16 protein-coding genes and 1 tRNA gene are annotated in these 20803 nt (G+C 38.7%); 11 read left to right on the top strand and 6 right to left on the bottom strand.

The genetic code is table 11. From position 1 onward, the window contains the following. Window positions 1-2 precede the first annotated feature (2 nt). From JOD02_RS02040 to JOD02_RS02000, 9 genes are all read left to right on the top strand, one after another. Window positions 3-947, top strand: a complete 945-nt coding sequence (locus tag JOD02_RS02040; protein WP_204486455.1) for a carbohydrate ABC transporter permease — start codon at window positions 3-5, stop codon at window positions 945-947. Window positions 948-966: 19 nt separating this feature from the next. Further along, on the top strand, window positions 967-1839 hold the full coding sequence (locus tag JOD02_RS02035; RefSeq protein WP_204486453.1) for a carbohydrate ABC transporter permease: 873 nt from the start codon (window positions 967-969) through the stop codon (window positions 1837-1839). Window positions 1840-1850: 11 nt separating this feature from the next. After that, on the top strand, window positions 1851-3884 hold the full coding sequence (locus tag JOD02_RS02030) for a YIP1 family protein (RefSeq protein WP_204486452.1): 2034 nt from the start codon (window positions 1851-1853) through the stop codon (window positions 3882-3884). Continuing rightward, window positions 3868-6135: a DUF5696 domain-containing protein gene (locus JOD02_RS02025; protein ID WP_204486450.1), complete on the top strand. Its 2268-nt coding sequence runs from the start codon at window positions 3868-3870 to the stop codon at window positions 6133-6135. Before JOD02_RS02030 ends, JOD02_RS02025 begins: the two co-directional genes overlap by 17 nt. Window positions 6136-6165: 30 nt before the next feature. Next, window positions 6166-7011 carry a carbohydrate ABC transporter permease gene (locus JOD02_RS02020; RefSeq protein WP_204486448.1) on the top strand — a complete coding sequence of 282 codons (846 nt, stop codon included), beginning with the start codon at window positions 6166-6168 and terminating at the stop codon, window positions 7009-7011. 25 nt (window positions 7012-7036) lie between these two features. Continuing rightward, entirely contained in the window at window positions 7037-7969 is a 933-nt protein-coding gene (locus JOD02_RS02015) for an ABC transporter permease subunit (protein WP_204486447.1), read from the top strand. A gap of 29 nt (window positions 7970-7998) precedes the next feature. After that, entirely contained in the window at window positions 7999-9081 is a 1083-nt protein-coding gene (locus JOD02_RS02010; protein WP_204486445.1) for a hypothetical protein, read from the top strand. Window positions 9082-9096: 15 nt separating this feature from the next. Beyond that, window positions 9097-11508 (top strand): beta-galactosidase, encoded by a 2412-nt coding sequence (locus JOD02_RS02005; RefSeq protein ID WP_204486444.1) that lies wholly within the window; start codon window positions 9097-9099, stop codon window positions 11506-11508. Between the two features lie 132 nt (window positions 11509-11640). Then, window positions 11641-12990 carry a glucoamylase family protein gene (locus JOD02_RS02000; RefSeq protein ID WP_341534507.1) on the top strand — a complete coding sequence of 450 codons (1350 nt, stop codon included), beginning with the start codon at window positions 11641-11643 and terminating at the stop codon, window positions 12988-12990. A gap of 105 nt (window positions 12991-13095) precedes the next feature. Here JOD02_RS02000 and JOD02_RS01995 read toward each other — a convergent pair whose 3' ends face one another. The 4 genes from JOD02_RS01995 to JOD02_RS01980 all read right to left on the bottom strand — a co-directional run bounded on the left by JOD02_RS01995 (window position 13096) and on the right by JOD02_RS01980 (window position 17907). After that, window positions 13096-14331, bottom strand: a complete 1236-nt coding sequence (locus tag JOD02_RS01995; protein ID WP_204486443.1) for a phenylacetate--CoA ligase family protein — start codon at window positions 14329-14331, stop codon at window positions 13096-13098. Between the two features lie 81 nt (window positions 14332-14412). Beyond that, complete coding sequence (locus JOD02_RS01990; RefSeq protein ID WP_204486442.1) at window positions 14413-14991, bottom strand: indolepyruvate oxidoreductase subunit beta; 579 nt, start codon at window positions 14989-14991, stop codon at window positions 14413-14415. Beyond that, window positions 14988-16793 (bottom strand): indolepyruvate ferredoxin oxidoreductase subunit alpha, encoded by a 1806-nt coding sequence (iorA, locus tag JOD02_RS01985; protein WP_204486441.1) that lies wholly within the window; start codon window positions 16791-16793, stop codon window positions 14988-14990. Before iorA ends, JOD02_RS01990 begins: the two co-directional genes overlap by 4 nt. A gap of 346 nt (window positions 16794-17139) precedes the next feature. Next, window positions 17140-17907 (bottom strand): DNA-methyltransferase, encoded by a 768-nt coding sequence (locus tag JOD02_RS01980; protein WP_204486440.1) that lies wholly within the window; start codon window positions 17905-17907, stop codon window positions 17140-17142. Window positions 17908-18174: 267 nt separating this feature from the next. On the opposite strand from JOD02_RS01980, the gene JOD02_RS01975 reads away from it, so the two are divergent. Beyond that, window positions 18175-19392, top strand: a complete 1218-nt coding sequence (locus JOD02_RS01975; RefSeq protein ID WP_204486439.1) for an IS110 family transposase — start codon at window positions 18175-18177, stop codon at window positions 19390-19392. A gap of 102 nt (window positions 19393-19494) precedes the next feature. On the opposite strand, the gene JOD02_RS01970 is transcribed toward JOD02_RS01975, so the two are convergent. Beyond that, on the bottom strand, window positions 19495-19710 hold the full coding sequence (locus JOD02_RS01970; RefSeq protein WP_204486437.1) for a hypothetical protein: 216 nt from the start codon (window positions 19708-19710) through the stop codon (window positions 19495-19497). 108 nt (window positions 19711-19818) lie between these two features. On the opposite strand from JOD02_RS01970, the gene JOD02_RS01965 reads away from it, so the two are divergent. After that, on the top strand, window positions 19819-20403 hold the full coding sequence (locus JOD02_RS01965; RefSeq protein WP_204486436.1) for a BsaWI family type II restriction enzyme: 585 nt from the start codon (window positions 19819-19821) through the stop codon (window positions 20401-20403). Between the two features lie 268 nt (window positions 20404-20671). Here JOD02_RS01965 and JOD02_RS01960 read toward each other — a convergent pair. Next, a tRNA-Arg gene (locus JOD02_RS01960) sits at window positions 20672-20747 on the bottom strand. Window positions 20748-20803: the final 56 nt, after the last annotated feature.

Below are 20803 nucleotides of genomic sequence, written 5' to 3'. Positions count from 1 at the left end.
CCATGGAGCTAGCGTTTAAGAAAAAAGAGGTAAGTCTGGAGTTTGAAAAGTTAAGCACTCAAAAAAGGTATGATAGAATAGCTATCTATACCATGTTGGTTCCTTATTCTACTTTGTTTATAATGTTTATTGCTGTGCCGGTATTGATAGCCATTATATTGTCTTTTACCTATTTTAATACGGTACAGAGGCCCAAATTTGTAGGGTTGGAAAACTACATTGCTATACTGACGCAAGATGAGGTATTTCTAAAACATGTTTTACCAAATACTATAAAATTTTCACTGATTGTTGGTCCTTGTGGGTATATACTCCAGTTTTTGTTGGCGTGGATTCTAGCTCAAATTCCAAAATGGCCCAGAACATTTTTTGCCTTGATATTCTACTCTCCTTCCCTCACTTCTGGGGTTGCGATGTCGGTAATATGGAGGGTCATATTCGCGGGCGATCAGTTTGGCTATCTGAATAATCTGTTGCTTAGTTTGAATATCATAGAAAAGCCTATACAGTGGTTACAAAATCCAGATTATTTAATGAATATAATGGTCATAGTGGCGTTGTGGGGCAGTATGGGTATAGGTTTTCTTGCCATGCTTGGAGGTATATTGAACATAGATCCTGAATTATATGAAGCGGCATATATAGATGGTATAAAAAACCGCTTTCAAGAAATCATCTATGTAACCGTGCCTTCCATGAGGCCACAGATGTTGTTTGGAGCAGTTATGGCTATAGTCAACGCTTTTAGCTCTGCTACAATTGGAGTTGACCTTACGGGTTCCAACCCCACACCTCAGTATGCCGGTCAACTCATGGTGAATCATATAGAGGATTATGGCTTCTTAAGGTATGATATGGGGTATGCAGCTGCATTGTCTGTGTTGCTATTGTTGCTGATCTATGGCTTTTCTAAGCTGGCTAATAAGATGTTTGCAAGTAATGATTGAGGGTTTGAGGTGATATTCTATGAAGTATCAAGGTACAAAGATTAACCCATCTAGGTTTGATAGGAGCCAAATCAAATTTTTTATAATATTGACGGTGCTCTCTGTATTTATGGTATTGCCTATCTTGTATATAATATCCACGGCTTTCAAGCCTTTGGATGAGCTTTTTGCCTATCCTCCAAGGTTCTTTGTAAGGCGACCAACTTTAGATAATTTCAGGAAGCTTTCAACTGTGGTCATGGAGTCAGGCATACCTCTTTCCAGGTATCTCCTTAACAGCATAGTGTCATCGGGTTTAGCGGTAATTTTATCGGTTTTTATATCGGCATTTGCTGCATATATACTGTCCAAGAAAAACTTTAAGAGTAAAAGACTGTTGTTTGAGATCAATACGCTTGCCCTTATGTTTGTACCTGTGGCTGTTAGGATTCCACGGTATCTCATTATAGAAAAGTTAGGGTTGCTTGATACATTTTTAGTTCTGGTGTTGCCGCTTATTGCTATGCCGGTAGGCGTTTTCTTGGTAAAGCAGTTTACTGACCAGGTACCCAATTCATTGATAGAGGCGGCTACTATCGATGGAGCCAATGATTTTTATATCCTCTATAGAATAGTGATGCCTGTAATTAAGCCTGCGCTTGTTACTGTAGCCATATTAGCCTTCCAGATATCGTGGAATACTGCTGAACCATCATCGCTTTATATTAATGATGACAGCATGAGGACTTTTGCTTTTTATCTAACGGCAATTACGACCGCTACCGGTAATACCGTGGAAGGGAGAGGAATTGCAGCTGCAGCATCCCTTATATTGTTTATCCCCAATTTGCTGATATTTATTCTCATGCAAAGCAAGGTAATAAACACCATGGCATATTCAGGCATTAAGTAGGAGGTATAAGTGTGTTTAGAAAGGTTATTTGCGTTTTAGCAATGATGTTATTTATCACATTTAATATAGATATTGTGTCGGCTTCGGACAGCACTCAATCCACCAGCTATACTTATACCTATTCTATAAATGGCAAGCTGGAGATAGCACAAGACGCATACCTTCCTACAATGCTTTATCTCGACTTGGGGCTTAAAGAACCTCAGGATTTATATATTTACGAAAATAAGATGTATATAGCGGATAAAGGCAACAAGAGGATAGTTGTTGTTAATTTGGATACGTCGGAGATAGAAGTTATAGGAGAGGGAATTTTGGAAGAACCTGTTGGTGTGTCTGTGGACAGGGATGAAAGGATATATGTAGCCGATTTTAAAAAGTCAGTGGTGTATAGGTTCAGTAAAGATGGGGCCCTTGAATTTACTTTTGAAAGGCCTAAAACCCCTAATTTTGGTAAAAGTGAGAGTTTTAAACCTAAAAAGGTAGCTCATGCAGACGATGGAGGAGTCTATATAGTCAGTGAGGGTACGACAGCGGGTATTATTCATTTGAGCGGGAATGGCGACTTTTTAGGGTATTTTGCTTCAAACGAGGTATACGTCAGCATTCTTCAAAAGTTGCAAGACATTTTCCTCACAGAAGCTCAAAAGAGGGTATTCTTAAGAAGGACTCCTCCTGCGTTTGGCAATATATTCAGAGGGTATGATGGGTTGGTTTATACGGTCAATAAGGGAAGCGGCGTCAACGTAAAGAAACATAGTATAAACGGGTTAAACATGCTGAAAAGGACCAAAACCAGCATCAAACTGGAAGACCCGGCTGACCTTTATGTTTGTGAAGATGGCAGAATATATGTGTTACAGGGAAATGGGCTTATCACTGAATTGACCAATGAGGGGAATCTTATTTGTACATTTGGTGGAAATTCAGAGAAGACCGATAGGGTGGGGTTGTTTGAGGTACCTAGGGGTATAGCGGTTGATAAAAATGACAATGTGTACGTATTGGACGAACAAAAAGGATTAATTCAAGTTTTTACACCTACTCCTATTCAATTAAATATTCACAAAGCAATAGATAAGTATAACAATGGCTTATATTCTGAAAGCAAGAAGCTGTGGGAGGAAGTATTGAGGTTTAACAATACTTCTTTCCTCGCCCATTTGTATATGGGAAGAATATATATGCAGGAAATGAATTACAGGGAAGCCCTTGAACACTTTAAAATAGCAGGGGTTAAGGACGAGTATTCGGCTGCTTTCTGGGAAATCAGGTATATTTGGCTGCAGGAACATCTTGGAAAAGTACTGGTGGTATTTTTGTGCCTCTTTATAGTAGGCAATGTAATTAAAGCAGTAAACAAGAAGAGAAACTTGGTTCGATTAGTTAAAACTTGGAAAGAAAGAGCGTTGAGACATAAGCTGATATTTGATATCGTGAATTTAAAATATGCACTGTATCATCCTATTGATAATGCTTATGATGTAAAGGTGGGTAAGAGAGGGTCGATTTTAGCAGCCACTATCATATACACAATGCTGTTTATTCTGTTGGTCTTAAGACAGACAGCAAGCGGGTATATCTTCTCGGTTGATGTTAAGGAATACTCTGTAATTAACACTTTAATTGCTTATGTGTTGACAATAGGGCTGTTTATAGTATGTAACTATTTGGTAGGGTTAATTCATGATGGAAATGGTACGCTAAGGTCTTTGTATATCGGTACTGCTTACAGCTTTGCGCCGGCAATTATGTTGATGCCCTTTGTTATTTTGCTTAGCAATGTGGCTACTATCAATGAAAGCTTTTTTATCTCTGGCGTGACTGATATTATAATCTGCTGGTGTGCCGTAAACATTTTCTTGATGATTGCTGAAATGCACGAGTATGAGTTTAGCAAGGCGATTTCAAATGTGCTTGTTACGTTATTTTGTATGGCAGTAGTTATTTTGGCGGCTTCGATGTTTTATTTGTTCTTGCGGCAGGTGTGGAACTTTGTGGTGGAGCTGGTTATGGAGGTGTTGATTCGTGCCAAGACGTATTAGTGTAATCCTGGCATTGGTGGCTTTGGCAAGCAGTCTGTTATGCCTTCACGCTTTAGGGGACAATTCTATACAAGGTTCTGAAGTACCAAGGGGAATAAATAAAATTGAGAAGATGGACTCAAGGGTTCCAATGGCTGACCCTGGTGGAATGGCACGAGGTGCCGATATTACCTCGCAGGATGTGCTGATTGCCAGCAACGATAGGTTAGAGCTTTATTTGAATGAAAAAGACTTGATTGTCAAAGTTAAAGATAAATCAAATGGCTATGTATGGTCCAGTGCGGCTCCCAAGGATAAAATGCAATCTTTAAATTTTGAGTGGCAAAGGATTGCTACCTCCCTTTTGACGGTTGAATATATAAATCCGTCAGGGTCTATAAGCCGTTCACCGCTTAAGCACAGTAACGCCAAGAAGCCTAAAATTAGCATAGACAAAAATGGCTTTTCTGCTGAAGTGGAATTTTACGAGGCCAAGATTGCTCTGACTGTTCGCGTGGAATTGACAGATTTGGGAATTAAAGTAACGGTGCCAGACGAGAGTATCGTTGAAAAAGGCAAAAACATACTTCACAAGTTGTATATTATGCCTTTCTTTGGGGCTGCTTACAGAGATGAGTTTCCAGGCTATGTATTAATACCCGATGGTTGCGGTGCTTTGATTAGATTTTCAAAACCAAGGCCTTATATATCGTCGTATGTTGAGCGGATTTATGGCCCTGATTTAGGTATGAAACGGCCTCCAGTGAAGACATCAATTACTAGGCAAACCGATAAAGAGAGGCTTACCATGCCGGTATTTGGAGTTGCTCATGGAGGCAAACAAAATGCCTTTTTGGCTGTAATTACCAGTGGAGAACCATATGCTGAAATAAACGTGAACCCGGCCAATTCTATTATTGACTACACTTGGGTGTGTGCGGCGTTTATTTATAGGGAACAGTATATACAGCCAATAAGCAAAACAGGCGGAAGCGTTTTTACTGCTTTGCAACCCCATAAAAACGCTGTGAATGCTACAATAGAGTACATCTTCTTATCGGGTGAAGACGCTGACTATGTGGGTATGGCAAAGGCTTACAGGCAAAAACTCTACAAAGAGGGAATTTTAACTAAATCGACAGCTGAAGGCTCTCATATTAAGTTACTGATAGAGGCGTTAATGGCTGAACCCTATAAGGGATTTATTGGGAATCGCCTAGGCGTTATGACACGATTGGTTGACGTTGAACGGTGGATAAGAGAACTTTATGATGAAGGCATAAATTCTATGTCTGTAGTATTGTGGGGTTACGAGAAAGGAGGCGTTAATGGTCATAGGTTAACAGAAACGGCAGTAGACCCTGCAGTAGGCAGCCTAAAAGATGTAAAGCGTTTAAGCGATTATCTTAACTCTAACAACGGTGAGCTGTTGTTGAAAAAGGAGATATTTAGCGGTTATGAGCATCAAATAGATAAAAGCAAATTGGCTTATCATATAGATGGCGGGGTAATAGAAAAAATAGATGCCACTATGCCCATGTTCCAACGGACATACTATCAAAGCATGCGAGGGGTACGTGAAGTACTTGATTCACTTGAAAAATATCCATATTTTATGAAAAATATAGCGTTCAGCGGGTTAGCCTCTAATCTGTTTTCTGACTTTAAAAGAGGAAATGTTACTTTACGGCATCAAATAGAAAAACAGATAGATGAAATGTTTAAAATGTCAAGTGATAGCCTTAATGAAATTGCAGTGTATGACCCTAACATATATGCTGTGAAATATGCCAACAAGATTTTTGATGTACCTATGCAGCATTCACAGTTTGCTTTTGAAACTGACATGGTACCGTTTATGCAAATAGTTTTAAGCGGCAGTAAAGAGTATTATGCTCCTCCTTTAAATTTTGGAGTTAACTCCATTGATGATGTTTTAAGGTTGATCGATTACGGGGCATATCCATCATATGTTTTAACTGAGGAGTATTCAAATAAGCTGGCATCCACGAATTTAAATTATATATATTCGTCAAGGTATAATGATTGGAAAGATTATATAATTGCAACCTATAAGATGGTGGATAATATATTATCGAAAGTTAAGGGAAAAGCCATTACAAAAAGAACAGTACCTGAAAACGGCATAGTGCTGGTTGAATATGAGGATGGTACAACGATAGCAATCAATTATACTGACAAAGATTGGAAATATAACAATGAGATTGTTGAAGGAAAATCTGCAAGAATTATAGGCATGGGTGTAAAATAATTATGACTAAGGGTGATGAAAGTGGTAAAAATGAGTTTGAGGACTAAAGAGCAGTTGATAGGGTTGGGCTTTGTATCGCCGTGGATTATCGGTTTTATAGTATTTATGATATATCCAATATTTAATACCATATTATATAGTTTTAGCGAAGTTAGATTTTTATTGAATGCTGTTCAGACTACCTTTGTTGGTTTTTTTAACTACACTGATGTGCTGTTGAAGGACCCTGACTTTAAATTGGCGTTGCCTCAATATTTTATGCAATTGCTGTTATTTGTTCCCATGGTGGTAATATTTTCGTTGATGTTATCGCTGTTGTTAAATAGCAAATTAAAAGGGCGCAGCTTTTTTAGGGCTTTGTTTTTCTTGCCGGTCATAATAATGAGTGGGCCTGTGGTTGATAACTTGAAATCCATGAATGCCATTACCCTTCAAGGGCTATTTAATTTTCCTGTTTATAAATTCATTGCTCAATATTTGCCCAGTTTTGTTTCGGTACCCATACTCTATGTTTTTAATAATGCGGTTTTAATATTATGGCATACAGGTGTGCAAACTCTTATTTTTCTATCAGCATTGCAGAAAATTGATAGGAGCATGTTTGAGGCTTCTATGGTGGATGGAGCCTCAAGTTGGCAACAGTTTTGGAAGTTAACACTACCAGTATTAAGGCCGTTTATCTTTTTGAACATTATTTACACTGTAATGGATGTTTCAATGTCAACGCTCAATCCAATAATCGTTCAAATTAAATTAGCCATGTTCAACATTAGGAAAGGGTTTGGGTTTGCTGCTGCAGCTTCATGGATCTATTTTATTATAATTTTGTTTGCTGTAATGCTTGCATACTTGTTGTTTGGTAGAGAAAAAGAGTAGCTTGCTTGAGAAAGGAGAGACTATTGTGAACGCAGGATATTTGGTAAATAAAGTAAGGAGGTATTTGATTGTAGCTAAAAAACACGGGTTAATTTTTAGAATTATTGTGTATTTACTGATGATAGGTATAGGATTTGTCTTCGTATATCCATTGCTAATTATGCTTGCCGAAAGCATGAAGGATGTGTATGACATTGTAAATCCGCTTGTAAAATGGATACCTACTAAAATATATTTCAGCAACTTCATTAGGGCATGGAATGTCCTGGGTGGATTTGATGTATTGTTGACTTCTAGTTTTTATATGTTACTTATTGCGGCTTGTCAAACTATTTCCTCAGCGCTGATAGGATACGGCTTTGCCAAGTTTAGCTTTAAGTTTAAAAGAGTCCTGTTTTTCCTTGTGATATGTACCTTTATAATTCCTGATCAGGTAACCTTCATGCCTAAATACTTGATGTTTAAGTCTTACGGGATGCTAAGGACCATATTTCCTTTTCTTGTGCCCGCATTATTTGGACAGGATATAAGAAACACAATATTTATTCTCATATTTTATCAATTTTTTAAAATGATTCCTAAATCGTTGGATGAGGCTGCACAAATAGACGGTGCTGGATTTGTTAAAATCTTTGCTGGTATAAATCTGCCGCTAGCTATCCCTGCTATAGTTGTCGTATTTGTCTTTTCATTTGTCTGGCACTGGAACGAGACATATTTGGCTGATTTGTATTTCGAGACAGCTATAAGGACATTCCCATTGACGCTGCAGAGATTTACTGAGTATTTTGCAAAACTCTATCCGGTGTCAGAGTCTGCTAATCCTCTATTGAGGTTGAATGAAAGCGTGCGCATGGCGGGAACGCTACTGTGCATAGTGCCTCTAGTAATTCTCTATGCATTTCTTGAAAGGTATTTGATTGAAAGTCTGGATAAAGTTGGTATAACAGGAGAATAAGAATCATAAATAAGGGAGAGGTAGCATACATGAAGTACGCATTGAAGGAAAACGAGAAGGAAGCACGTGAAAGATTGAGGGCTTTTTGGGCTGGTGAGAGTCTAGGGCGGCCAGCCCTTTATGTGACGGCATCCAAACACAAATATGACTTCACCTTTGAAGATAAAGGGAAAAGCAAGAAGGAATTGGATTTTTCGCCTGAATGGCATATAAAATACAATGAGTGGCAACTTGATAACACTGTATATTTAGCAGAAGCCATGCCGTGTGCCGATATTATATGGGGTGCCAACATAAGCTTGCCAGCAGTTTTGTGTGGAAGCGATTATGAATATGATGCAAATGGACAGGCATGGGTAAAACCTATGCCTGATATTTGGGAAAGGGAGTTACCCAAGTTTGACAAAAACCACCATATAATCAAGTCATTGGAAAATTGCTACTATAGGCTGGCTGAAGCAATTGGTAACAAAGGATATATAAACCCTCCTGTCATGCTGGATTCCCTTACGACGTTGTCTTTGCTGCGAACCCCAGAGGTATTATGTTTGGATATAATCGAGAGGCCAGAAACAGTGAAGAAATGGAGCAGTGTGCTAACAGATATTTATATACAGGCGTATGAACATTTTTACCAACTGCTATTAAGTCTTGGTTATGGCGAAACCAGCTCGTGGATAGGCTTAATGGCTGAAGGGCGTTTTGAAACCGTTCAATGCGATTTTGCTGTAATGATATCAACAGATATGTTTAAGGAATTTGTGATACCTGATTTGTGCAGGGTTGTTGAATATCTCGATTATTCGCTGTACCACTTAGATGGTACGAGTCAAATGAGGTTTATAGACTTAATAGCAGGTATTCCTAAATTGAATGGGATACAGTGGAATCCCGAGCCTGGAGCGGGTTCCCCGGTATCGTGGATTGAGGCATTTAGAGAGATACGAAAACGCAACTTATCTCTATACATATACTGCAATAAAGATGAGGCAATAGAGATTACAAGAGAATTGGGACCAGATGGCCTAATGTTTGTGTTGCCGCATTTTGACACTATAGCTGAAGCCGAGCAGGCAATAAAGGAAATAGAAAAAGCTTGCCAAATGTTATAGGGGAGGTTATATGCAATGATAGAGATAAAGAATAAGAGGATCATAATCGATGGAGACCCACAAATTATAATAGCCGGTGAGATTCATTATTTTAGGCTGAAACGTCAAGAATGGCAAGATCGCATCAATAAATTAAAGATGGCAGGTTGTAACGCAGTTGCATCATATGTACCTTGGATTTGTCATGAACCTGTTGAAGGGGAGTTTGATTTTACAGGTAGGACACGTCCCGAGCTTGATTTAGAGGGATTTATCAGCCTCTGTGAGAAAAACGAGCTTTTTGTATTCTTGCGTCCTGGTCCATTCATCATGGCCGAGATGAAAAACGAGGGTATACCCTATTGGGTTTACGAGAAGCACCCGGAGATAGTGCCGATTAGTTGGGATGGGAAAAAAGTCCCTACAAGGACGATAGATTACCTTGCCCCTGCCTTTTTACAAGAAGTACGCAAATGGTATGCAGCAGTGATGCCCATCATTGCTTCTCACCTCTATACAAAAGGTGGGAAGGTAATCGGCATACAGTTGGACAATGAAATAGGTATGTTGTCTTGGGTAAGCAATTGCCCGGATTTGACTGACAATGTAATAGAGGATTTTATAGGGTGGCTTCACAAGCAATATAGTAAAGAAGTGCTTCAAAAGCGTTATCCTTTTGATTTAGACAATATTTCAACGTGCCAAAAAGCTATTCGCTCTCCAGAGGAGGAGTATGCCCTTCAACTATTCCGAGACCTGGGATATTATATGAGAGAGCGTTTTGCACGATATGTTGCTATATTGAGGAGTTATGCTGAAGAGTTTGGCATTAAAGATGTGCCATTCTTTATTAATATCCATGGCACAGCGGGAGGGCGTGGGTTTACCTATCCTATCGGTATAAGCCAGCTGTTTAAAGCGTATACTCAGGGAGATGGCTATGTTGCAGGTTCTGATATTTATTTGGGCAACCTTACAATGGATAATTTTCAAGACCTTTATCTTATCAACGCGTTTATGGATGCGGTCAACAACGAGGACCAACCTTTAACCTCATTGGAATTTGAGTGTGGCGATGGCAACTATGGATTGACTTATAGCGGGCGGTACGACCCATCAGCAGTTGATTTCAAAATGAGGATGTGCATTGCTCAGGGAAATAGGATGCTGAACTATTATCTGTTCTGTGGAGGGTTTAACTATGTAATTGACCCTAGAGCCGGTGACGGTAATGGAAGAATAGCATTCACTGGTGAGCGGCATGGGTTTGCAGCGCCTGTAAGCCCCGAAGGTGAACTCAACTATACTTTTTTAAGAATGGCACAATCGATTAAGGCAGTACGAGCCGTATCAAACAAACTGGCTGAGATGCAAGAAGAGCACGACAGAGTAAGTATTGCATTTATTCCCGATTATTATATGACCGAGCATTACTATCCCAACAGCAATAGGATGAAAGAGTTAATTCGTAATCTTGAACAAAATCGGGGAGGTTATGCATGGGAAGCACTGGTAAGGGCAATGTTGCTTGCTAACTATCGTTTTGGTGCGGTGGACATCCAACATAGGGAACTTGATCCGATTAGCATTCCTGTATTGGTGGTTCCTTCGGCGAGGTATATGGATGGTAGTATCCAGAAAAAGCTGGTGGAATATTTGAACAATGGAGGTAATATTTTGCTTTATGGAGAGGTTCCGTTATATGATATGGAAGGGAATAGATGTACAGTATTAGCGGATGCATTAAATATCAAGCCGCTAGATACACATTACTCTACTGAGAGCTATTTCTTATCAGTCTATGCTGAAAATTGGGCAGCGCCAAGGCCAGAGGTGAGGGTAAATTTTGCCCAAGCGTTAGAGGGGCAAAACTCTAAAGCTATACTCCGCATAAGAGGGACAGACGAAATTTGTGGTTTGGATGCAAAAGTGGGCAAGGGGAGAGCTGTCGTTATAGCAACGGCTTATATTTGTGATATATCTCTTTATAAGTTCATTTTGAAGGAATTAGGGGTTGAGCCTATACTGTATCATGATAATCCATACCATGGGATATTTATGACATCAACTGTTAACCAGGAGGGAGAGCGTTTTATTCATATAATGAACCTGGATGGTTTTGAGAAAGAGTTTCATGTATATGAAGGGGATATTCCTCTATTTGAGGGGATAAAGATAAATTTGCAACCTAGAGAGGGAATGATGCTGCCTTTGAATGTCACATTTGGCGATATAAAAATAGTCTACTCCACTGCAGAAATAGCTGGCATAAGAGAAAATGAAATAGAATTCCGTCTTACTCAACCTAGGGATGTCATATGTGTGGCTACAAGACGTGAAATTCTACCTAGTAATGATTATATTGTTGATAAACGGAAAGACAGGTATATTATAACCTCTCTAAAAAATGCAAAGGTGGACAATAGAGTGATTGTGCAATTTAGATAATATGGTTTAAAAAGGTCCTGTTAAAACTATGTAATACTACTACTGATGTTTCAACGGGTTCTTTACTTGTATCAATTATAAATTTGTATTGAAATCAACAATTTGGCTTGGAAAAGATGGAGGGACTCGATTGTGAGAAGGCTTTTTGATAAACTTATCGAGGTGGGGGTTTGGCGCATTATGTCTATAGTGATTGTTGCTACACTAAGCGTTTTGTCTATTAAGTATGTTGTCCAGACATTAGAATTAAATAACATAGAAAACACCAATTATCCAGAGATCCTGGAACTTGAAAGTCGCAAATGCTTTGATTTCTTTTGGGAGCAAGCAAATACTGATGAAAACAGCAAAGGATATGGCTTAATAAGGGATAGGGCACCAGGCAACCCAAGGATATCTAGTATTGCATCTACAGGATTTGGTTTGACTGCAATACCTATCGGGGTTGAGAGGGGATGGATAACTTATCAGGAAGGGTATAAAAGAGTTTTAGGGACCCTGAATACTTTGCTGTACAATGTAGAGCAAGAAAACGGTTTTTTCTATCATTTTCTGGATATAGAAACGGGCAAGAGGGCATGGAATTGTGAAGTCTCCATCATTGATACCGCCATAGCTCTGTGTGGAGCTATAACGGCAGGTGAATATTTCGGAGGGGAAATAAAACAAAAGGCTGAAGAGCTATATAAAAGGGTAAATTGGCAATGGTTTGTAGATCAAAAGAAAAAACAGTTTTACATGGCATATTACCCTGAAAGAGGTTTTGAAGGGCACTGGGACTTTTATGCTGAACAATTTATGATTTATTTCTTAAGTGCCGCATCTCCTACTTATCCTGCTGATCCCGAACTGTTTTATCATTTTCAGCGGCGCTACGGTATGTACAATGGGTCTGAGAGATTCATACACTCGTGGTTTGGATCAATTTTTACTTACCAATATTCTTTTGCTTGGTTTGATTTGAGGAACATGGTGGACCGAGAGGGAATTGATTGGTGGAAAAATTCTATCCTTGCAATTAGAAGCAACAGGCAATTTTGTATTGATAATAAAGATAAATTCAAAACTTTTAGTGAAAATTCATGGGGACTTACAGCTTGTGATGGGCCAAGGGGATACAACGGAAGATACGGAGCTCCTCCATCAGGAAATTACAATACGGAGCATTTTGTAGATGGAACAGTACCTCCTGCAGGTGCGGCTGGTTCAATAGTGTTTCTACCAGAAGAATCCATTGCTGCCCTTGAAAATTATTACAATAATTACCCCGAGTTGTGGGGAGAATATGGTTTCAAAGACGCATACAATTTAGACGTTTCACCTCCATGGTATGCAAGCGATGTGATCGGTATAGATAAAGGGATTACTTTGTTAATGATAGAAAACTATAGAAGTGAGTTTGTATGGGAGAATTTTATGAAAAATGAATATGTTAAAATTGGCTTAGAGAAGGTGGGATTTAAAACAAATAGTAGGTTTTAGACATGATCAATAAGGCAGCTGAAGTGACCAGCTGCCTTATTTTTTGTAACTTGATACTAATTTTATACAAGTTTCCATATTAAATGCTATAAAGTGTATATCGGTTTAATTGTATCTATAGTCTATTATCCTCTTACTCTTCTTCTCACTTCTAGGTAATTCTCCTATGTTAACGACATCGACTTGTATGTGTATTCCTATTTTCTTCTTAAATTCTTCGGCAATCTTTCTACCGAGAGCCGTAGGATCTGCGGCCGGTTCCTTTTCTACTCTTAGCGTCATAATATCTTTTCCGTCTTTGTGTTCTATTATAACCTGATATTCGCTGCTAGCACCCTCGATATCGCGCAACAGTTCGTCTATTTGACCTGGATATATGTTTACCCCCTTTACTTTTACCATTTCATCTGTTCTGCCTAAGATTCTATCATGCCTGGGGTATGGTAGTCCACACGGACATTCACCGGGTATTAAACGAGTTATATCACGGGTTCTATATCTTAACAGGGGAGCCCCTTCCTTTCTCAAAGTGGTTATAACAAGCTCTCCATATTGGCCCTCTTCTACAGGTTCTCCCGTTTTTGGGTCAATTATTTCGAAATATAAGTAATCGTCCCAATAATGTAATCCTGTATGGTATTGGCAATCTATGGATATTCCTGGTCCATATATCTCTGTAAGCCCGTATATATCGTATATTTCTATATTGAGCTCGTCCTTTATCCTATTCCGCATTTTCTCGCCCCAGCGTTCGGACCCCATGATACCTTTTCTTAAATGAATTTTTGAACGTATTCCCCTCTTAGCAACCTCTTCAGCTATGACCAAGGCATAAGATGAAGTAGCAATAAGGACAGTAGATTTCATATCTATCATCATTTGAAGCTGTTTATCGGTATTTCCAGGCCCCATTGGGATAGCCATGGCTCCTATCCTCTCAACCCCTGTCTGGAATCCTATGCCAGCAGTCCACAACCCATAACCAGGAGTAATTTGAACTCTATCAAGAGGAGTAACCCCTGCGATCCTTAAGCATCGGGCCATCATGTCAGCCCAGTCGTTAATATCATTTGCAGTATACGGAATAATTACTGGTTTTCCCGTTGTTCCGGATGAGGAATGAATCCTTACGATGTCTTCCTCAGGAACTGCCTGCAATCCAAGGGGATAGGCCTCATTCAATTCTTCTTTGGTGGTAAAGGGTAAATACTTTATGTCTTCAGGAGACCTTATGTCATTAATGTTAATCTGTGAAGATCTGAATTTTTCTTTGTAAAAGGGGCTGTTTTCGTTCAATTTTTTAAGCATTTTTTTAAAGAGTTCAAACTGCTCTCTTCTCATCTCAGCTCATCTCCTCTCCATTTGTTAATTTTTATTGCAAACTAGAGCAGACTAATTGTCTGTCACGTTATACCATATTTGTTATATTCTTAATCCAATATTAAGAGCCTTCATATTTAAATCTACGTACTTAGGAGGTACATTCGCTTTTATTGCGTTTTCAAGAAATTTTTTGTCAAAGGGTAACAAACCTCTGGCGCATGCTACTCCAATAAGTATGACGTTTAGGGTTTTTACTGACCCCGTGCTTTCTGCTAGTGAATAACCGTCAACGAATATACAATCAGGTACCCGGAACTTTATATAGTCTTTTAATCTTTCACAATCATAAGAATTATCTTCTAATAATGCGGCGACTGGCTTGATGACTTTTGTATTTACAATGCATTTGCCGTTCAGTGATAATCTATCTAGGTTTCTAGCGGCTTCTATTGGTTCAAAACCTATTAATAGGTCAGCTTTACCCTTGGGTATAATAGGACTGCATTTTTCACTGCCTATTCTTACATGGCTTACTACGCTGCCGCCTCTCTGTGCCATACCAATGGTTTCTGAGGTACGGACAAAAAATCCCGCTTCAATAGCAGCTGCAGCTAAAAGCCTTGAAGCAAGGACTGTACCCTGCCCTCCTACTCCAGCAATCAGTATATCATATTTCATTCATCAACACTCCTTATTGCTCCTGCAGGGCATATTTGAGCACAAAGTGTGCATCCACAACATATTGATGGCTCGATTGACACTTTTCCGTTATTGATGCTGATTGCAGGGCAACCAATTTCACGGATACACTTTTTGCAAAGAATGCACCTGTCATTGAGTACTTGTTGCCTGTTAGACGGCTTTACAAGAGCTATACATGGGGCTTCAAAGATTACAGCAGAAGGACCAGTGAAATTCACTGCTTCTTTTACAGCCTCTACAGCCTTTTTGTGGTCAAAAGGATTTACTTTTGAAACATGTCTTACTCCACTGGCTATCAGTATATCGTATATACTTACTTTTTCGCTGAAAGTGTTCATCATTGTTATCCCTACTCCCGGATGAGGCTGATGCCCTGTCATGGCCGTTGTGCCATTATCCAGGACTATTACTGTTATATCTGTATTATTGTACACAGCATTAATTATTCCCGGAATCCCTGAGTGAAAAAAAGTGGAATCTCCTATAAAGGCTATGCATTTTGTATCTGGTTGTGCACGCTTAAGGCCTTGGGCTACTGTAATACCTGCTCCCATACATAGACACGTATCAATCATCTCAAGGGGTTTAGCATTCCCTAACGTATAACAACCTATGTCTCCTGTAAATATGGCTTTTTGATTTTTTAAAGCGATTTTTACGGCGTAAAACGAGGCTCGATGCGGGCATCCTGCACATAGGGTGGGAGGCCTTACAGGGAGAACAGGTGCATCTATTAAAATACCTTTATTGTTTTCATTATCGTTTTCTTCAATTCCTAAAAATCTATTTATTGCCGAACTTACTAGTTGATAGTTGTACTCTCCTGCAAAAGGTAAATGTCCCGTTTTTTTGCCCAATATAACTGGTCTACCGTAGTTCTGCGCACTGATTTCCAGCATGCTTTCCTCAATTATGGGATCCAATTCTTCAATGACTAAAACCTCTTCAAGACCTTGAATGAAATTAAGGGCAAGCTTTTTGGGGAAGGGGTAAGGGGTGCCAACTTTGAACAGCTTGACTTTGCCGCTTATGGAAGAAAGCGCTTCAGATACGTATGAATAAGCTATACCCGAAGCTACAATCCCTTTTTTACCCTCACCTGTAATAGTGTTGTAACTCATGTTGGAAAAAATATCCCCTATTTCATCCTGTAATTTTTCTAAACGTATATGCATCTTGTATGAAAGGCTGGGGAATATAACCCAACGAGGGTCTTTTATAAAACCTTCAACTTCACGTTTTTTTCTGGTCTCAGGAATTTCCAATGTGCTGCACGAATGACATATTCTGGTGGTAGGCCTTACAAAAACCGGCAGTTGAAGGCGTTCGGACAGTTCAAAAGCCGATTGTATCATTTCAAAAGCTTCTTCAGGGGTTGAAGGATCAAATACGGGTAGGTTTGCAAAGCGCGCAAAATGCCTGGTATCCTGTTCGGTCTGAGACGAAATAGGACCAGGGTCATCAGCCACGACTATGACCAGGCCGCCTTTTACCCCAATGTATGCAAGGCTCATTAAAGGATCTGATGCTACATTCAGTCCCACTTGCTTCATTGTGACAATGGCTCTAGCGCCACTATATGCTGCTCCTGCGGCTACTTCCAACGCAACTTTTTCATTTGTAGACCATTCAACGTATATATCTCCTGGGTTGTTCCTTGCAATGGTTTCTAATATTTCTGTTGAAGGAGTACCTGGATATCCTGTAGCTACATTTACGCCTGCATGGATAGCTCCCAGCGCAATTGCTTCGTTCCCCATCAAAAGCTTTTTCGCCATGTTGACCTCCAAAACGCGTATTATTTGCTTCGTTTATATTGTAATAGTTGAAGGTCAAAATCCCTCTTTGTACAAGCTCAAGACAAATTTACAATTTTGAATACAATTCTACTACATCTGTTAATATGTTGCAAGTAAAAATCCGGTTGTGGGCGCATTTTTTCCATATGATCCAATTAAGCTATACTTTACCTCTATAAAATTATAATATTGTTACCGGGTTAAAGTGACACAATAAACAACGCCAGAAAGGAACCAAAAGCTCCCATACACAAAAATATTTACACTCCCCCATTTGTTAAGGTGATGTTTGCACAAAATTTTCGTAGGTAAGTAGTTTGTTTAATTACTGGATTTGGAATTGCATTTGTTTCCCAGAGTAATCTTTTATCCGTTTAATAGCTAATTGTACATAAGAAGAATCTATTTCAATGCCAATTCCTTGTCTACCTTCTTCAAGAGCAGCAATCAAAGTGGAGCCACTTCCCAAAAAGGGATCAAGTACAATATCCTCCATGAAACTGAAAAGTTTTATGCATCTTCTAGGTAATTCAACAGGGAAAGGCGCAGGATGCCCAATTTTTTTTCTATTTTCTCCATTAAAAGTCCATACACCGTTTGTCCATTCAATAAATTGTTCTTTTTCAATTGTAGATGTACCCTTATTTTTCCTTTTCCATTGATGCTTGTACAGCAATATAATAGTTTCAACAGGAGCGATTACGTAAGGTGCAGATGCAGATAACCAGGAACCCCATGCTGTTCTGCGAGAGATATTTTGTTCGTTCCAAATGATTGTACTTTGGTATTTAAATCCTACTTCTTTAGCAATTGTAACTATGTCAGCATAAACGCTTTTTAAGCCATTTTTATTTTTATCTAAAGGAATGTTCAAACACATTCTTCCATCTTCTGCAAGTAAATCGTAAGCCTTAGCAAGCCATTTTTTACTAAATTCAAGATAATCTTCATAACTATTTGAATCATTGTGCGAACTATAATCAATTCCCACATTATAAGGTGGCGATGTTACGATTAAATTAATTTTTCTTTTCCATTGGGATAAATCTACAGTTATGAAATCGTTTTCAAATATTTTTATTTTATTATCCAAATCAAATTTTAGATTAGACTTTCATGATGCAATAGCATCACCAACAGAGGATGAAAATACTCATAAAAGTGTAGTATAATTTTTTTAGCGGCTGGTGAAGGCAGGTCGTTTTCAATCTGATGCTTCGAGCTCGAGGATTAGACTGAACCACAACGACCGGGTGCACCACAGACTGTTGCTCCTGAAGGGAAGCACGCGGGATAGAATAATCGATGGAGGTTGTTGCACCAGCCCTTCAAATTTAACAGCCGCAGAAGGATGGTATGTATGGAAATTATATATACGCACTGTTGTGGTTTAGACGTTCACAAGAAGAATGTAGTAGCCTGTGTAATTACACCGGAAGGGAAAGAAATACGTACATTCTCCACGATGACGGAAGATATACTATCTATGGTGGACTGGATAAAAAATAAAGGTTGCACGCATGTAGCTATGGAAAGTACAGGTTCATATTGGAAGCCGATTTACAATATTCTTGAGATTGAAGGGCTAAATCCAATGGTAGTGAATGCTAAACACATTAAGAATGTACCGGGCAGGAAAACGGATGTAAAAGATGCGGAGTGGATTGCAGGATTATTGCAGCATGGTTTACTGCAGGGCAGTTATATACCGCCGAGGGAGCAGCGTGAGTTGCGGGAATTAATAAGATATCGTCGGAGCTTAATAGAAGAACGTTCCAGGGAAGTAAATCGGATGCAAAAGGTATTAGAGGGGGCAAATATCAAGCTTTCTAGCGTTGCTACAGACATATTAGGGAAATCATCTCGTGCAATGATTGAAGCTATAATTAATGGGGAAGAGGATCCTGTAATATTATCTGAATTAGCACAGAAACGATTAAGGAATAAGAAAGAGGAACTTAAGAGAGCATTAAATGGGCTGATAGGGCAACACCAGAGGTTAATGTTAAAGACGCAGCTTGAGCATATAGATTTTCTTGATAAACAAATAGCTTTACTGGATGAGGAGATAAAGAGGCGAATGCTCCCTTTTGAAGAAGACCTGGAACGTTTAGATAGTATTCCTGGGGTAGGGAGGCGGACAGCTGAGCACATAATAGCAGAGATTGGTACTGATATGGATCAATTTCCTTCAGCTGCGCATCTTTGCTCCTGGGCGGGGGTAGCTCCAGGCAACAACGAAAGCGCGGGAAAAAGGAAATCGGGTAGGACACGAAAAGGTAACGAGAAGTTACGGTCTGTGTTAATAGAAGCCGCAAGAGCTGCTGCTCGCACGAAGGATACATATTTATCAGCCCAGTATCACCGTATAGCTGCCCGGCGAGGAGCCAATCGTGCTGCAGTTGCTGTAGCCCACAGTATTCTTACGATTGTGTATTATTTATTGAAGCGAAAAGAGACATACAAGGACTTAGGAGTAAACTATTATGAAGAACGTAAGAAAGAAGCAATAGTGAAACAGTCCATCAAGAAATTAGAGGCATTAGGATTAAAAGTCACCGTGGAGATTACAGCATAAGGTTTATATGTCCAATTTAATACAGTGCCGCGTAAGACCTATAGAGTAATTTTTAAAAAGTGGGATGCTATAGGTTTGTATAGTTGTTGTTTTTTGTCTTTTTTAGCAGTTTTTTATTTTCGGGATAGGATGTTCACTATAAAGCTTATCAAAAGAATAGAATAATTCTTTCTCTTTTATGTACTCCTCTAAAATTTCATTTAGAGCAAGGCTAAAGCTTTCACCATTTTTTAATGCAATGTTTTCTATAGCATGTATTATTTTTTGATCTAGTCTTATCCTTTTTTCTAAAGTGTTTTCTTTTTTAAGGTATTTCATTCTTAATTACCTCCCAATTTTATAGCCATAAAAAGTATGGCAATGATTTTTGCTGCATCTTATTATATCATATTTGTTAACATGACAAAAGAGGAGGAATTTGGAGAAATGTATGAAAAAGATGAAAATATAAAGATGAGACAATCATATGTAAGCAAAGAAGGAACGAAATATGAAGATCTTGTGATTAAACTTCTCATGAGTGATAGCTATATAAAGCAAAATGCTATAATTTGTAAAGGAGCGAAAGGAGAAAAAAGCAAGAAGATATTGCTAGAGGAAGGAATTTCAATAGATACCGAGTTGTTAAAAATTGAATATAATTCAAACAATATATCATGTAGTTTTTTATTAGATAATGATATTATTGTATACAGTAAACGAAAAGGGGCTATAGTATGTGTAATTTCAGTAAAAAAGTCTTTCCGTGAAAGAGGAGGAGAAACTGCATATTGGATGATGAAAAAGAAAGAAAGTAATAAACCTTATAAATATATTCTAGTTATCCCTGATAATGATAATGAACTATTTAAACCTAATAAACCTCAAAAAAGACACAAATGGAGAAGCATATTGACTGCCGAAATGGACGGAGTATTTGTTATTAAGCAAGACGAAGATATAGAATATCAAGAACCGTTTTTTAAGGTAGGTAAATGTCATCTTATCAATTTCATAAGAGATCAAATTTAAAGAATATAATTCTGTTTTTAAAGGGGTAAAAATTGAATTATGCATATTTGTCAAAAGCGCTATATTATATAATCGTAACTAGAAGCTTATTTTATTAGTGAGTACGAAAAATTTCATTAATGTTTTAAGTGTACGGTTAACGCTCTTTTTATTTGTGGATGACTAGGAATAATTTGGGGAAATCTCATATTTAAATTTTTTACATTTTTAATTGTGGGAAAAGTGTGGGAAAAATAAAAAGCCCTGCAATGCCAATATTGCAGGGCTTTGGTGCGCCTGGCGGGACTCGAACCCACGACCTTTCGATTCGGAGTCGAACGCTCTATCCCCTGAGCTACAGGCGCTCGTGTAGGATAATTATAGCATACAAGTGGCAGCAAATCAATATTTGGCTTAACCG

This window comes from Caldicoprobacter guelmensis (genome assembly GCF_016908415.1).
Lineage (GTDB): Bacteria > Bacillota > Clostridia > Caldicoprobacterales > Caldicoprobacteraceae > Caldicoprobacter > Caldicoprobacter guelmensis.
Note: the sequence above shows the minus strand (reverse complement) of the source record. Positions and strands in the feature narration are given on the sequence as shown.